The following is a 13655-nucleotide window of genomic DNA, read 5'->3' as shown; positions in this document are numbered from 1 at the left end:
CGTCTCTTACTTGAACTGCTGGGTGGCGCGCACGAACTGGTTGAGCTTCTCTTGCGCCGCGCCGCTGGCAATCGCCTCGCGCGCGCGGCGGATGCCGTCTTCGACGGAGTCGGCCACGTTGGCGGCGTACAGCGCGGTGCCGGCGTTCAGCGAGACGATCTCGCGCGGCGTGCCCGGTACGTTGGTCAGCGCTTCAAGCAGCATTTCCTTCGACTCCGTCGCATCGGCCACCTTCAGGCCGCGGTTGGAGATCATCTGCAGGCCGAAGTCCTCGGGGTGGATCTCATATTCGCGCACCTCGCCGTCCTTCAGTTCGCCCACCAGCGTGGCGGCGCCAAGCGAAACCTCGTCCATGCCGTCCTTGCCGTACACCACGATGGCATGCTTCGCGCCCAGGCGCTGCATCACGCGCACCTGGATGCCGACCAGGTCGGGATGGAACACGCCCATCAGGATGTTGGGCGCATCGGCCGGGTTGGTCAGCGGGCCCAGGATATTGAAGATGGTGCGCACGCCCATCTCCTTGCGGATCGGGGCGACGTTCTTCATCGCCGGGTGGTGCGTGGGCGCGAACATGAAGCCGATGCCGGTCTCTTCGATGCACTGGCCGACCTGCTCGGGCGTCAGCATGATGTTCACGCCCAGCGCTTCCAGCACGTCCGCGCTGCCCGACTTGGAGCTGACGCCGCGGTTGCCATGCTTGGCGATCCTGGCGCCGGCGGCGGCCGCGACGAACATCGATGCGGTCGAGATATTGAAGGTGTGCGAGCCATCGCCGCCGGTGCCGACGATATCGACGAAGTTCTCGCGATCGGCCACCGGCACCTTGTTGGCGAACTCGCGCATCACCTGCGCGGCGGCGGAGATCTCGCCGATGGTTTCCTTCTTGACGCGCAGGCCGGTCAGGATTGCGGCGGCCATCACCGGCGAGATCTGCCCCTGCATGATCTGCCGCATCAGGTGCAGCATCTCGTCATGGAAGATTTCGCGGTGCTCGATGCAGCGCGTCAGGGCTTCTTGCGGCGTGATCATGGCGTTCTCGTTGACAGTCTGGATGGCGTGGTGCGGGCTGGAAGGTGCGGAATCGAGCAGTCTCATCGCGGCGCCTTGACGAAGTTGGCCAGCAGCGCATGGCCATGTTCGGACAGGATCGACTCGGGATGGAACTGCACGCCTTCAACGGCGAGCGTCTTGTGGCGCACGCCCATGATCTCGCCGTCCGGGGTCCAGGCGGTGATCTCCAGGCAATCGGGCAGGGTTTCGCGCTCGATCGCAAGTGAATGATAGCGCGTCACGTCGAAGTGCCTGGGCAGTCCGGCGAACACGCCTTGCTGCGTGGTCTCGATGGTGCTGACCTTGCCGTGCATCACCTGCTTGGCGCGGATCACCTTGCCGCCAAAGGCCTCGCCGATGGCCTGGTGGCCCAGGCACACGCCCAGCAGCGGGATCTTGCCGGCAAAGTGCTGCAGCGCCGCCACCGAGATGCCGGCTTCCTTCGGGCTGCACGGCCCGGGCGAGACGCAGATGTGGTCCGGCTTGAGCGCCTCGATCTCCTCGATGGTGATCTCGTCGTTGCGGTAGGTGCGCACGTCCTCGCCCAGTTCGCCGAAATACTGGACCAGGTTATAGGTGAACGAATCGTAGTTGTCGATCATCAGCAGCATGGCGTCTGTCTCCTGTTCTCTCAGATGTCGGAGTCCAGGCCATCCTGGACCTGCTCGGCGGCGCGGATCACGGCGCGCGCCTTGGCTTCGGTTTCCCTCCATTCGGCTTCGGGATCCGAGTCGGCAACGATGCCGGCGGCGGCTTGCACGTAGAGGTTGCCGTCCTTGACGATGCCGGTGCGGATCGCGATCGCCAGGTCCATCTCGCCGCCGAACGACAGGTAGCCCACCGCGCCGCCATAGATGCCACGCTTGCGCGGTTCCAGCTCGTCGATGATCTCCATCGCATGGACCTTGGGCGCGCCCGACAGCGTGCCGGCCGGGAAGGTCGCGCGCAGCACGTCCAGGTTGCTGATGCCCTCGCGCAGCGTGCCTTCGACCGAGCTGACGATATGCTGCACGTGCGAGTACTTCTCGATCACCATCTTGTCGGTGACCTTGACCGAACCGGTTTCGGCGATGCGGCCGATATCGTTGCGCGCAAGGTCGATCAGCATCACGTGCTCGGCGATCTCCTTCGGATCCTGCAGCAGCTCGGTGGCGAGCTGGGCGTCCTTCTCCGGAGTATTGCCACGCGGGCGCGTGCCGGCCAGCGGGCGGATGGTGACGATGTGTTCGCTGCGCATGTCGCCGTTGGTGCCGACCTTGCGCTCTTCCTGGCGCACCAGGATCTCCGGCGAGGCGCCCACCACCTGGAAGTCGCCGAAGTTGTAGAAGTACATGTACGGCGACGGGTTCAGCGAACGCAGCGCGCGGTACAGCGAAAGCGGCGCGTCACGGTAAGGCTTGACCAGGCGCTGCCCGATCTGCACCTGCATCATGTCGCCGGCCATGATGTATTCCTTGGCCTTGTGCACCGCGGCCAGGTAGTCGGCCTTGGCGAATTCGCGGTAGACCTCGGTCTGCACCGACGGGCTGGTGACCGGCACATCCACCGGCTGGCGCAGCTTCATGCGCAGCTCGCGCAGGCGCTGGCGGGCGCGCGAATAGGCTTCCGGCGTGGTCGGGTCGGCGTAGACGATCAGGTAGAGCTTGCCCGACAGGTTGTCGATGACGGCCAGTTCCTCGCACAGCAGCAGCTGGATGTCCGGCAGGTTCAGGTCATCGGGCTTGTGCGTGTCGGCGAGCTTCTTCTCGATATAGCGCACCGCGTCGTAGCCGAAGTAGCCGGCCAGGCCGCCGCAGAAGCGTGGCAGCCCCGGGCGCAGCGCCACCTTGAAGCGCTGTTCGAACTCGGCGATGAAGTCGAGTGGGTTGCCTTCGTGGGTTTCCACCACCTTGCCGTCGGTCACCACCTCGGTGCGGTTGCCGAAGGCGCGCAGCAGCGTGCGGGCATGCAGGCCGATAAACGAAAAGCGCCCGAAGCGCTCGCCGCCCACCACCGATTCCAGCAGGAAGGTGTTGACGCCGCGCGTCTGCGACTGGGCCAGCTTCAGGTACAGCGACAGCGGCGTTTCCAGGTCGGCAAAGGCCTCGGCGATCAGCGGGATGCGGTTGTAGCCCTGGTCGGCCAGCGATTTGAATTCCAGTTCGGTCATGTCGGTCCTCTTGTGCGGCGCGCGCTGCGCGGTGGAGGGGCGCGGCGCCGCTTGTCGGCAATCAGGCTGGAGCGAATGGATACCCGCCCCGTTGGCGGGCCGTGGTGCAAGCGGCTTGCGGACAAGACTGCACACGGCCGGGGAAGGGCGTGCGGCGCGTTCTTGAGCTAAACGTAGCACACGAATATGGCGGCTACGCTGGCTTGCGGCGGGTTTTGGTGGGAATGCCCGGCAGCTGGGCCGGTGTGGCGAGGCCCTCGGGTCGAGGGCTCGTCAGCAGACTCGCGAACGCACTTTACGCCTGTTGGGAGGCGCGCCAGCGACGCCAGGGCCAAGCCTGCCGATCACTGCCAGAAGAGATGCGTTTGCGGTTGAGAAACATGAAATGTTTGGGGTTTGGTCGGGATCGACGAAATTCGGACTATCGATGACCTGCCCAGTGTGCTGCAAACAGCGCTGCGGCGTGGGCAATGGAGTCGACTATACCATCGGCGTCAACGGCTTGTACAGGGTTGCCATGGTTGTAGCCATAGGGCACCAGCAGCACGCCCATGCCGGCCGCGCGGGCCGCCTGCGCGTCGTTTTCCGAGTCGCCCAGCGCCGCCATTGCCGACGGCTCCAGCCCGAAGGCGTCGGCCACTTTCAGCAGCGGGAAGGGGTCGGGCTTGCGCAGCGGGAAGGCGTCGCCACCGTAGACCAGCTCGAAGTACTGGGCGAGGCCGGTCTTGGCCAGCAGCGGCTCGGTGAAGCTGTAGGGCTTGTTGGTCACGCAGGCCAGGCGCAGCCCGGCCGCCTTCATCGCCGCCAGGCCTTCGCGCACGCCGGGGTAGACCTGCGAGAACTGGCCGTTGATGCGGATGTACTCGCGGTCGTACAGCGCATAGGCGTCGGCGAACAGGCTGTTGGCGTGCAGCGGCGAGAAGCGCGCGTCCAGCACGCGCCGGATCAGGTTTTCCGAGCCCTTGCCGACATAGCTGACGATCTCCGCCTCCGACATCGGCGCTGCCGGCCCCAGGTTGGGGTGCTGGCGGCCCAGCGCCAGCAGCATGGCGTTGATCGAGGCGTGGAAGTCGCCCGCGGTGTCGACCATGGTGCCGTCGAGGTCGACGATCACGCCTTCGATGCCGCGCCAGTCGTTGCGGCGCAGGAACACGCCCTCGGTCATTGCCCGGCCTTGGCCAGTTCGCCGCGCAGCGCCGAGATGATGCCGCGGTAACCGCCGTCCGCATCGGGCTTGCCGAACACGGCCGAGCCCGCCACGAAGGTGTCGGCGCCGGCCGCGGCGATCTCGGCGATGTTGTCTACCTTCACGCCGCCGTCCACTTCCAGCAGGATGGTGCGGCCGGTGCGGGCGGTGTACTCATCGATGCGCTGGCGCACGGCGCGCAGCTTGTTGAGCGTCTCGGGAATGAACGACTGGCCGCCGAAGCCCGGGTTGACCGACATCAGCAGGATCACGTCCAGGCGGTCCATCACGTGGTCCAGGTGGTGCAGCGGCGTGGCCGGGTTGAACACCAGGCCGGCCTGGCAGCCGTGGTCGCGGATCAGCGCGAGCGAGCGGTCCACGTGCTCGCTGGCTTCCGGGTGGAAGGTGATGATATTGGCGCCCGCCTTGGCAAAGTCCGGGATGATCCGGTCCACCGGGCGCACCATCAGGTGCACGTCGATCGGCGCGGTCACGTGCGGGCGGATCGCCTCGCACACCAGCGGGCCCACGGTCAGGTTGGGCACGTAATGGTTGTCCATCACGTCGAAGTGGATCCAGTCGGCGCCGGCCTCGGTCACGCGGCGCACTTCCTCGCCCAGGCGGGCAAAGTCGGCGGACAGGATGGACGGGGCGATGCGGTAGGTGGGCGTGCTCATGTCGGCGGCTAGGAGGTGGGGTGCTGGGGAATGCTGTTTTTTGCGTCTCTGGCGCGCCCAGGGGCGGGCGCCAGAGGGGATCAGGCGGGGCGTCCGGCGCGGCCCGGACCTGAAAGGGCTATATTCTACCGCTGCCCCGGCGCTCGGTGATCTTGCCCGTGCTCTTGCCCGTGCTCTTGCCCGTGCTCTTGCCCGTGCCGCGGCCATCCCGCACAATGCGGCTACCCACTTCCCTGCCTGGCGCCTCACGCCGGCCCTGCCCACGATGAGCGAGTACGCTTTCTCCGTCTCGGTACGCACCCAGTACCTGCCGGACCAGTCAGAACCTGAGCGCGGGCGCCATGCCTTCGCCTACACCATTACCATCCACAATACCGGCGAGGTGGCGGCGCAGCTGATCTCGCGCCACTGGGTCATCACCGACAGCGACAACGGCACGCAGGAAGTGGCGGGCCTGGGCGTGGTCGGCCACCAGCCGCTGCTCAAGCCGGGCGAGCATTTCGAATACACCAGCTGGGCCACCATCTCGACCCCGGTGGGATCGATGAAGGGCGAATACTTCTGCGTGGCCGAGGACGGCCACCGCTTCGAGGTGCCGATCCCTGAATTCGCGCTGGTGCTGCCGCGCATGCTGCACTGACCCTGCCGGGAACCTATTGGCGCGATGCGCTGTCCTGATCCTGCGGCGGCGCTTCAGCGGCGCCCTGCGCCGGCTGGCGCGACGGATGCTCGGACGGGGCGCGCGTGGGACGCGGGTTCTTTTTCGCCGTGCCCATGGTCCAGACCACGATAAAGATCAGCAGGAACAGCGCCACGCCGGCTTCCAGGGCGAACAGCAGCATGGGATGGGCTTCGAAGAACTTGCTCATGGCGGATGCAGCGCAGGCCCGCGGGGGCGCAGGCGGTGGTTGAAGGATGACGGTGGGATTGTAGGGGCAATCGGCCCCGCAAGCTGCGCCGGCCCGGATTTTGAACAATAGCAAGATGGCATACGCAGACTCTTTCCCGATTTCCCCGGTTTCTCCCTGGCGCTCGCTGCGCATTCGCGGCTGGCTGGCGCTGTCCGGCGCGGCCGTGCTGCTGGCCGGCTGCATGAGCGGCCCGCCGCCGCGCATCGAGACCGGCCCGGCCGGCACCACGCCGCCGACGGCCTCGTCGCAGAAAGGCAGTCTGCAGGCCGCCAGCTGGGCCGAGATCGGCGGCTGGGCCCAGGACGACGTGCGCGCCGCCTGGCCCGCGCTGCAGGCCAGCTGCCAGGCGCTGAAGAAGCGCGCCGAGTGGAGCCGCGCCTGTGCCGCCGGCATGATGGTCGATGCCGGCAACCTCAACGCCATGCGCGCCTATTTCGAAAGCAACTTCCAGCCGTACCGCGTGGTCAACGGCGATGGCACTGACTACGGCCTGATCACCGGCTACTACGAACCGATCCTGCACGGCTCGCGCACGCGCCAGGGCAAGTTCCAGGTGCCGCTGTACCGCAAGCCGGCGCAGTTCGGCAACCGCCCGCTGCCGGCCCGCGCCGAGCTGCTGCAGAACCCGGCCATGCGCGGCAGCGAGCTGGTCTGGGTGGATGACGCGGTCGAGGCCGCCTTCCTGCAGATCCAGGGCTCGGGCCGCATCCGCATGGCCGATGGCAGCATCATGCGGGTGGGCTTCGGCGGCACCAACGAACAGCCGTTCCGCTCCTTCGGCAAATGGCTGCTGGACCGCGGCGAGATCACGCCGGCACAGGCCACCATGCAGGGCATCAAGGCGTGGGCGCGCGCCAACCCGGGCCGCGTCGACGAGATGCTCAACATCAACCCGCGCTTTGTCTTCTTCCGCGAGCTGCCGGCCAACAACGACGGCCCGGTGGGCGCGCTGGGCGTGCCGCTGACCGCGGAGCGCTCGATCGCGGTCGACCCGGCCACCATCCCGCTGGGGGTGCCGGTATTCCTGTCGACCACGCGCCCGCTGTCGACCGAGCCGATCCAGCGGCTGATGTTCGCGCAGGACACCGGCAGCGCCATCAAGGGCGGGGTGCGCGCGGATTTCTTCTGGGGTGCGGGCGATGCCGCCGGCGAGACCGCGGGCCGCATGAAGCAGGGCGGCCGCATGTGGGTGCTGATGCCGCGCAGCTGACCTCGGCAACGCAAAAAGGGCGCCATCGCGGCGCCCTTTCTTCATGGTGGACAGCCCTCAGCGCGGGCGCTGGTCGACGATCCGCCGCGCCTTGCCCACCGAGCGCTCGACGCCGCCCTCCGGCAGCACCTCGATGCCGGCGGTGACGCCGATATAGGCCTTGATCTCCTGCGCCAGCCGCTCGCGCGCGCCTTGCGCCAGCGCGGGCTCGCTGCCGTGGGCGCATTCCACGCGCACCGTCAGCGTGTCCATGTGGCCGTCCTTGGCCAGCACGCACTGGTAGTGCGGCGCCAGCTCGGCGTGCTTGAGGATCAGTTCCTCGATCTGCGACGGGAACACGTTGACCCCCCGCACGATCATCATGTCGTCGGTGCGGCCGGTGATCTTCTCCATGCGGCGGAATGCCGGGCGCGCCGTGCCCGGCAGCAGCCGGGTCAGGTCGCGGGTGCGGTAGCGCACCACAGGCATCGCCTCCTTGGTCAGCGAGGTGAACACCAGCTCGCCGAACTCCCCGTCGGGCAGCACTGCGCCGGTGTCGGGATCGATGATCTCGGGGTAGAAATGGTCTTCCCAGATGGTCGGCCCGTCCTTGGTCTCGGCGCACTCATTGGCCACGCCCGGGCCCATCACCTCTGACAGGCCATAGATATCGACTGCCGAGATGCCCATGCGCTTCTCGATCGCCAGCCGCATTTCCGGCGTCCACGGCTCCGCGCCGAAGATGCCCACGCGCAGCGAGCTGCTGGCCGGGTCGATGCCCTGGCGCTCGAACTCGTCGGCGATCGCCAGCATATAGCTGGGCGTCACCATGATGACCTCGGGCTTGAAGTCCTGGATCAGCTGCACCTGGCGCTCGGTCTGGCCGCCGCCGAAGGGGATCGCGGTCAGGCCGGCCTTTTCCACGCCGTAGTGGGCGCCCAGGCCGCCGGTAAAGAGCCCGTAGCCGTAGCTGATGTGCACCTTGTCGCCGCGCCGCGCGCCCGAGGCGCGGATCGAGCGCGCCATCACCGTGGCCCAGTTGTCGATGTCCTGGAGCGTGTAGCCGACCACGGTGGGCTTGCCGGTGGTGCCGGACGAGGCGTGGATGCGCGCCACGCGGTCCTGCGGCACCGCGAACATGCCGAACGGGTAGTTGTCGCGCAGGTCCTGCTTGCTGGTGAACGGGAAGCGCGCCAGGTCGGCCAGCGAATGCAGCTGGTCGGGGTGGACCCCGGCTTCGTCGAACTTGCGGCGGTACACCGGCGAATTGGCGTAGGCGTGGTTGAGCGACCATCTCAGCCGCTCCAGCTGCAAGGCCTGCAGCTCGGCGCGGCTGGCGGTCTCGATCGCATCCAGGGGCAGATCGGTCAGGCGCGTGCTCATGTCGTCTCCTGCACGGGGGCGTTTATCTTAAGTATCTTGCCGGATTTGCTCAGGTGCCTTCCGTCCCTTCCGGCGGCGGCACCACATGTCCCCTGATCTGCGCCGACTTGCCGCGGAACATCGCCACCACCTGGCCCGCGGCGTTGGTCACGCGGATATCGTAGATGCCGTGCCGGCCGGACAGGACCTGCTCGGTGGCCTCGGCGGTCAGCACGTCGCCGCCGTGCACGGGCTTGAGGAACTCGATGCTGCAACCTGCCGCCACGGTGTTGATGTTATGGCTGTTGCAGGCAAAAGCGAAGGTCGAATCGGCCAGCGTGAACATCAGGCCGCCGTGGCAGATGCCGTGCCCGTTGAGGAATTCCTTGCGCACCGGCATGGTCAGCCGGGCGTAGCCGGGCCGCACGGCCTCGACCGTGATGCCCAGCCAGCGGCTGCAGGTGTCGGCTTCATACATGGCGGCGGCGGCCGCTTCGGCGAGGGCCTGGGGGTCCTGTTTCAAGCTGGTCTCCTATATAGAGTGGCGGGCAGGCCCGCGCGGCTTACTTGCCGGTGAAGTGCGGGGCGCGCTTTTCGAGGAAGGCGTTGACGCCCTCAGCATAGTCGGCGGACTGGCCGAGCTCGCGCTGCAGGTCGCGCTCCAGGTCCAGCTGGGCGTCCAGCGTGGCGGTGGCGCTGGCATGCATGGCGCGCTTGATCGCGGCCAGCGCGCGGGTCGGCTGCCCGGCCAGGTGCGTGGCCAGCGCCAGCGCCTGTTCCGGCAGCAGCGGGTCGTCCATGGTCTCCCAGACCAGCCCCCATTTCTCGGCCTCTTCGGCGCTCAGCCGCTCGCCGGTCATGGCCAGGCCCAGCGCGCGCGCCATGCCGATGCGCTTCGGCAGCAGCCAGGTGCCGCCCGAATCCGGCACCAGCCCGATCTTGACGAAGGCCTGGATAAAGCTGGCCGAGCGCGCCGCCAGCACCATGTCGCAGGCCAGCGCCAGGTTGGCCCCGGCGCCGGCCGCGGTGCCGTTGACCGCGGCCACCACCGGCAGCGGCAGGGCCTGCAGCCGGCGGATCAGCGGGTTGAACCAGGTATCGATCAGCTCGCCCAGGTCGGTCATGTGCCCCGGAGTGAAATCCAGGTCGGCCAGGTCCTGGCCGGCGCAGAAGCCACGGCCCGCACCGGTCAGCAGCAGGGCGCGCGCGCCGCCGGCCTCGACATGGTCGAGCGCCTGCTGCAGCGCCTGGTGCATCGCGCGGGTGAAGCTGTTGAGCTTGTCGGGGCGGTTCAGGGTGATCACGGCCACCGGGCCCTGCCATTGCAGCAAGACCGGGCCGGCATCGATGCTGACCGGCTGGCCAGCGGAGGTGGACATCGGGGGCATTGGGTTGTCTCCTGCCGGATATTTTGTCGCGGTTGGCGCGGGCGGCTGTTGTCGACGGCGCCTCTTAAATAAACCGACCAGTCGGTCGGCAAATGTTAGCACTATTCTTGGGCTGCCGGTTGGCACGTGGCTTCCAAGGCCGGCAGGGTCCGCAATGCCGGGCGCGGGCGTCGCTCTATAATCGCGCTGCCAACAACAATCTGAAACCTGCCGGCCGACATCTGTGTGCGGATCCCGGCATGCTCGTCTATTCGCATTGGAATTCCTATGAAGAAGATCGCTGCATTACTCCTGATTTCGTCCGTGGCGCTGTTTGCGGCGTGCGGCAAGAAAGAAGCGGCCTCCGCTGCCGGCGCCGACACGGCCACCAAGATCATTGTCGGCCTGGACGACAACTTCCCGCCCATGGGTTTTCGCGATAACAACAACGAGCTGGTCGGCTTCGATATCGACATGGCCAAGGAGGCCAGCCGCCGTCTCGGCATGACGGTCGAGTTCAAGCCGATCGACTGGAGCGCCAAGGAGGCGGAACTTAACGGCAAGCGCGTGGATGTGCTGTGGAACGGGCTGACCATCACCGAAGAGCGCAAGAAGAACATCAGCTTCACCGCGCCCTATATGACCAACCACCAGATCGTCATCGTCGGTGCCAGCTCGCCGGTGAAAGCCAAGGCCGACCTGGCCGGCCGCATCGTCGGCGCGCAGGACGGCAGCAGCGCGGTGGATGCGATCAAGAAGGAAAGCCAGGTCGCCGCCAGTCTGAAGGAACTCAAGACCTTCGGCGATAACGTGACGGCGCTGATGGACCTGTCGACCGGCCGCCTTGACGCAATTGTGGTGGATGAAGTGGTGGGCCGCTACCTGATCAGCAAGCGTGCCGGCGAATACAAGGTGCTGGAGGAAAACTTCGGCACGGAAGAATATGGCGTCGGCGTGCGCAAGGATGACGCCGAGCTGCTCGGCAAGCTCGACAAGACCCTGGCCTCGATGAAGCAGGATGGCACGGCAGCCCGCATCGCCACCCAGTGGTTCGGCACTGACATCACCAAGTAATCCAGACGCTGCGTGACGCCCTGCGCCGTTCAGGCAGGGCGCCGCGCCATGTCCGGACCCCGGGCGCCGTCCCGGCGCCCGGGATCCCACCTCCTTCTTGTTTCGCGCGAGCATGGACTACGTCTTATCTCTTCTGGCGCCATTGGCGCAGGGTGCGCAAGTCACGCTCACACTATTCGCCATCACGCTCGCCCTGTCAGTGCCGCTGGGGCTGGCGCTGGCGCTGGCACGCATCTCGTCATGGCCGTGGCTGAGCGGCCTGGTCAATGGCTATATCTGGCTGATGCGCGGCACGCCGCTGATGCTGCAGATGCTGTTTATTTATTTCGCACTGCCGTTCGTGCCCGTCATCGGCGTGCGCCTGCCTGACTTTCCCGCGGCGGTGGTGGCTTTCGCCCTGAACTACGCGGCCTATTTCGCGGAAATCTTCCGCGCCGGGATCAAGTCGGTCGATCGCGGCCAGTATGAGGCCAGCAAGGCGCTGGGCATGACCTATTTCCAGACCATGCGGCGGGTCGTGCTGCCGCAGATGGTCAGCCGGGTGTTGCCGCCGGTCAGCAATGAAACCATTACGCTGATCAAGGACACGTCCCTGATCTACGTGCTGGCCCTCAACGATATTCTTCGCACCGCGCGCGGCATCGTGCAGCGTGATTTCACCACCACGCCTTTTCTGGTCGCTGCGCTCTTCTATCTGGTGATGACGCTGATTCTGACCTGGTTCTTCCAGAATCTCGAAAAACGCTATGCCAAACATGATGACTAGCCCGACCGGCGCCAATTCCCACAATGAGCCCGGCATCATGATCGCGGCGCGGGATCTGTTCAAATCGTTCGGGCCACTGGAGGTCTTGCGCGGTGTCTCCCTGACCTTGCGCAAGGGGGATGTCACCGCGGTGATCGGGCCCTCGGGCTCGGGCAAGAGTACCTTGCTGCGCTGCCTGAATCATCTTGAGGTGATTGACCGCGGCACCCTTGAAATCGAAGGCGAGGCGCTGACGGCCGCCGGCCCTGACGGCACAGCCAGATATGTGCCGGACGCTGAAGTGCGGCGCATCTGCCGGAAGATGGGCATGGTGTTCCAGTCGTTCAACCTGTTTCCGCATATGACGGTGCTGCAGAACATCATCGAAGCCCCCATGACCGTCAAGGGACTGGCGCGCGACGCGGTGGTGCCCAAGGCCGAAGAGCTGCTGCGCAAGGTCGGCCTGCTGGCCAAGCGGGACAGCTACCCGGCGCGCCTGTCCGGCGGCCAGAAGCAGCGGGTGGCGATTGCGCGGGCGCTGGCCATGGAGCCCGACATCATGCTGTTCGACGAGCCGACCTCGGCGCTGGACCCGGAACTGACCGGGGAGGTGCTGCGCACCATGCGGCAACTGGCCGAAGAACATATGACCATGCTGGTCGTCACGCATGAGATGGGGTTTGCGCGGGAAGTGGCAAACCACGTCGTGTTCATGGATGAGGGCAGGATTCTTGAGGAAGGGTCGCCTGAGGAAGTGTTCGGGACCCCAGCTCACGCGCGCACCCGCGAATTCCTGGCGCACATGCTCTAGGGGGCGCCTGCGCCGCCACGCCACAACAGGTGGCAGAATAGCCCGCAGCCGGTGGCGACAGTGCCATCCGCCTGCAAATACATAGGAGAAGACATGCCGTACGAAAACATCCTGGTCGAAACCCGTGGCCGTGTTGGCCTGGTCACGCTGAACCGCCCGAAGGCCCTGAACGCGCTCAATGACGCGCTGATGGACGAGCTTGGCGCCGCGCTGACCGCCTTCGACCAGGATGAGGGCATCGGCGCCATCGCCATTACCGGCAGCGAGCGCGCCTTTGCCGCCGGCGCCGATATCGGCATGATGGCCAAGTATTCCTTCATGGATGTGTACAAGGGCGATTACATCACGCGCAACTGGGAAACCATCCGCAAGATCCGCAAGCCGGTGATTGCCGGCGTGGCCGGCTATGCGCTGGGCGGCGGCTGCGAGCTGGCGATGATGTGCGACATCATCATCGCGGCGGATTCGGCCAAGTTCGGCCAGCCCGAGGTGAAGCTGGGCACCATGCCCGGCGCCGGCGGCACCCAGCGCCTGCCGCGCGCGGTGTCCAAGGCCAAGGCCATGGACCTGTGCCTGACCTCGCGCATGATGGATGCCGCCGAAGCCGAGCGCTCGGGCCTGGTGTCGCGCGTGGTGCCGGCCGACAAGCTGCTGGACGAAGTGCTGGCAGCCGCCGAGACCATCGCCGGGTTCTCGCTGCCGGTGGTCATGATGATCAAGGAGTCGGTCAACGCCGCCTACGAGACCACGCTGGCCGAAGGCGTGCACTTCGAGCGCCGGCTGTTCCATGCCACCTTCGCCAGCGAAGACCAGAAGGAAGGCATGGCGGCTTTCGTCGAGAAGCGCAGCCCGAATTTCCAGCATCGCTAAGGCCCGGATCAGGGAATACCCGAGGGCAGTGCGGGGGTATTATGTTTCTCCCGCACTCGTCATTTCGGGGATTTCCTTTGCCACTCAATGGCTTACGACATAATCCCCGGAACCCCTAGCGGATCGTTGTGACAAAGTTGTTGCAAGGTGCGCGAATCCGGCCTAATATTCGCCCCCTCGCAACACACAACGCAGCGCTGCAAAGCAGACGCAGCAAGGGTTGCGGGGTCGACCGGAAGGGTTGGCGCAGCGAAGTTGGCG

General features: G+C 66.3%; 15 protein-coding genes. 6 read left to right on the top strand and 9 right to left on the bottom strand.

Annotated elements, in window-relative coordinates; genetic code table 11:
* Positions 1 to 6: 6 nt before the first annotated feature.
* The 5 genes from trpD to rpe all read right to left on the bottom strand — a co-directional run bounded on the left by trpD (position 7) and on the right by rpe (position 5065).
* Positions 7 to 1032: an anthranilate phosphoribosyltransferase gene (trpD, locus tag AC1Q6V_RS22785; RefSeq protein ID WP_454750857.1), complete on the bottom strand. Its 1026-nt coding sequence runs from the start codon at positions 1030 to 1032 to the stop codon at positions 7 to 9.
* Positions 1033 to 1094: 62 nt separating this feature from the next.
* On the bottom strand, positions 1095 to 1664 hold the full coding sequence (locus AC1Q6V_RS22780) for an aminodeoxychorismate/anthranilate synthase component II (RefSeq protein ID WP_010809901.1): 570 nt from the start codon (positions 1662 to 1664) through the stop codon (positions 1095 to 1097).
* A 20-nt stretch (positions 1665 to 1684) separates the two neighbouring features.
* Positions 1685 to 3202, bottom strand: a complete 1518-nt coding sequence (trpE, locus tag AC1Q6V_RS22775; RefSeq protein ID WP_010809902.1) for an anthranilate synthase component I — start codon at positions 3200 to 3202, stop codon at positions 1685 to 1687.
* 421 nt (positions 3203 to 3623) lie between these two features.
* Positions 3624 to 4367, bottom strand: coding sequence for a phosphoglycolate phosphatase (gph, locus tag AC1Q6V_RS22770; RefSeq protein ID WP_010809903.1), 744 nt, complete (start codon positions 4365 to 4367; stop codon positions 3624 to 3626).
* Positions 4364 to 5065, bottom strand: coding sequence for a ribulose-phosphate 3-epimerase (gene rpe / locus AC1Q6V_RS22765; protein WP_010809904.1), 702 nt, complete (start codon positions 5063 to 5065; stop codon positions 4364 to 4366). The genes gph and rpe overlap by 4 nt, the downstream gene beginning before the upstream one ends.
* A gap of 265 nt (positions 5066 to 5330) precedes the next feature.
* Here rpe and apaG point away from each other — a divergent pair, with 265 nt between their 5' ends.
* A complete protein-coding gene (apaG, locus tag AC1Q6V_RS22760; protein WP_010809905.1) occupies positions 5331 to 5705 on the top strand; it encodes a Co2+/Mg2+ efflux protein ApaG in 375 nt (124 codons plus the stop codon).
* A 13-nt stretch (positions 5706 to 5718) separates the two neighbouring features.
* Here apaG and AC1Q6V_RS22755 read toward each other — a convergent pair whose 3' ends face one another.
* Positions 5719 to 5934, bottom strand: a complete 216-nt coding sequence (locus AC1Q6V_RS22755; RefSeq protein WP_035819773.1) for a hypothetical protein — start codon at positions 5932 to 5934, stop codon at positions 5719 to 5721.
* A 115-nt stretch (positions 5935 to 6049) separates the two neighbouring features.
* Between AC1Q6V_RS22755 and mltA the strand changes: the two genes are divergently transcribed.
* A complete protein-coding gene (gene mltA / locus AC1Q6V_RS22750) occupies positions 6050 to 7186 on the top strand; it encodes a murein transglycosylase A (RefSeq protein WP_010809907.1) in 1137 nt (378 codons plus the stop codon).
* A 57-nt stretch (positions 7187 to 7243) separates the two neighbouring features.
* On the opposite strand, the gene paaK is transcribed toward mltA, so the two are convergent.
* The 3 genes from paaK to paaG are packed head-to-tail and all read right to left on the bottom strand — an operon-like array spanning position 7244 to position 9915.
* On the bottom strand, positions 7244 to 8548 hold the full coding sequence (paaK, locus tag AC1Q6V_RS22745; RefSeq protein ID WP_011616103.1) for a phenylacetate--CoA ligase PaaK: 1305 nt from the start codon (positions 8546 to 8548) through the stop codon (positions 7244 to 7246).
* A gap of 49 nt (positions 8549 to 8597) precedes the next feature.
* Positions 8598 to 9050, bottom strand: a complete 453-nt coding sequence (gene paaI / locus AC1Q6V_RS22740) for a hydroxyphenylacetyl-CoA thioesterase PaaI (protein WP_010809909.1) — start codon at positions 9048 to 9050, stop codon at positions 8598 to 8600.
* Positions 9051 to 9090: 40 nt separating this feature from the next.
* A complete protein-coding gene (paaG, locus tag AC1Q6V_RS22735) occupies positions 9091 to 9915 on the bottom strand; it encodes a 2-(1,2-epoxy-1,2-dihydrophenyl)acetyl-CoA isomerase PaaG (RefSeq protein WP_052181647.1) in 825 nt (274 codons plus the stop codon).
* A gap of 267 nt (positions 9916 to 10182) precedes the next feature.
* Between paaG and AC1Q6V_RS22730 the strand changes: the two genes are divergently transcribed.
* The 4 genes from AC1Q6V_RS22730 (at position 10183) to AC1Q6V_RS22715 (ending at position 13394) form a co-directional block, all read left to right on the top strand.
* Positions 10183 to 10968 carry an amino acid ABC transporter substrate-binding protein gene (locus AC1Q6V_RS22730; protein ID WP_010809911.1) on the top strand — a complete coding sequence of 262 codons (786 nt, stop codon included), beginning with the start codon at positions 10183 to 10185 and terminating at the stop codon, positions 10966 to 10968.
* A gap of 112 nt (positions 10969 to 11080) precedes the next feature.
* Entirely contained in the window at positions 11081 to 11734 is a 654-nt protein-coding gene (locus AC1Q6V_RS22725) for an amino acid ABC transporter permease (RefSeq protein WP_010809912.1), read from the top strand.
* A gap of 37 nt (positions 11735 to 11771) precedes the next feature.
* The gene (locus AC1Q6V_RS22720) at positions 11772 to 12524 is read left to right on the top strand and encodes an amino acid ABC transporter ATP-binding protein (protein ID WP_010809913.1); all 753 of its coding nucleotides are present in this window, start codon (positions 11772 to 11774) and stop codon (positions 12522 to 12524) included.
* 93 nt (positions 12525 to 12617) lie between these two features.
* Positions 12618 to 13394, top strand: a complete 777-nt coding sequence (locus tag AC1Q6V_RS22715; protein ID WP_454750853.1) for an enoyl-CoA hydratase — start codon at positions 12618 to 12620, stop codon at positions 13392 to 13394.
* Positions 13395 to 13655 lie beyond the last annotated feature (261 nt).

This window comes from Cupriavidus sp. GW823-FHT07B10, assembly GCF_058794355.1.
The sequence above is the reverse complement of the archived record's forward strand: the minus strand, read 5'-3'. Positions and strand labels throughout refer to the sequence as shown.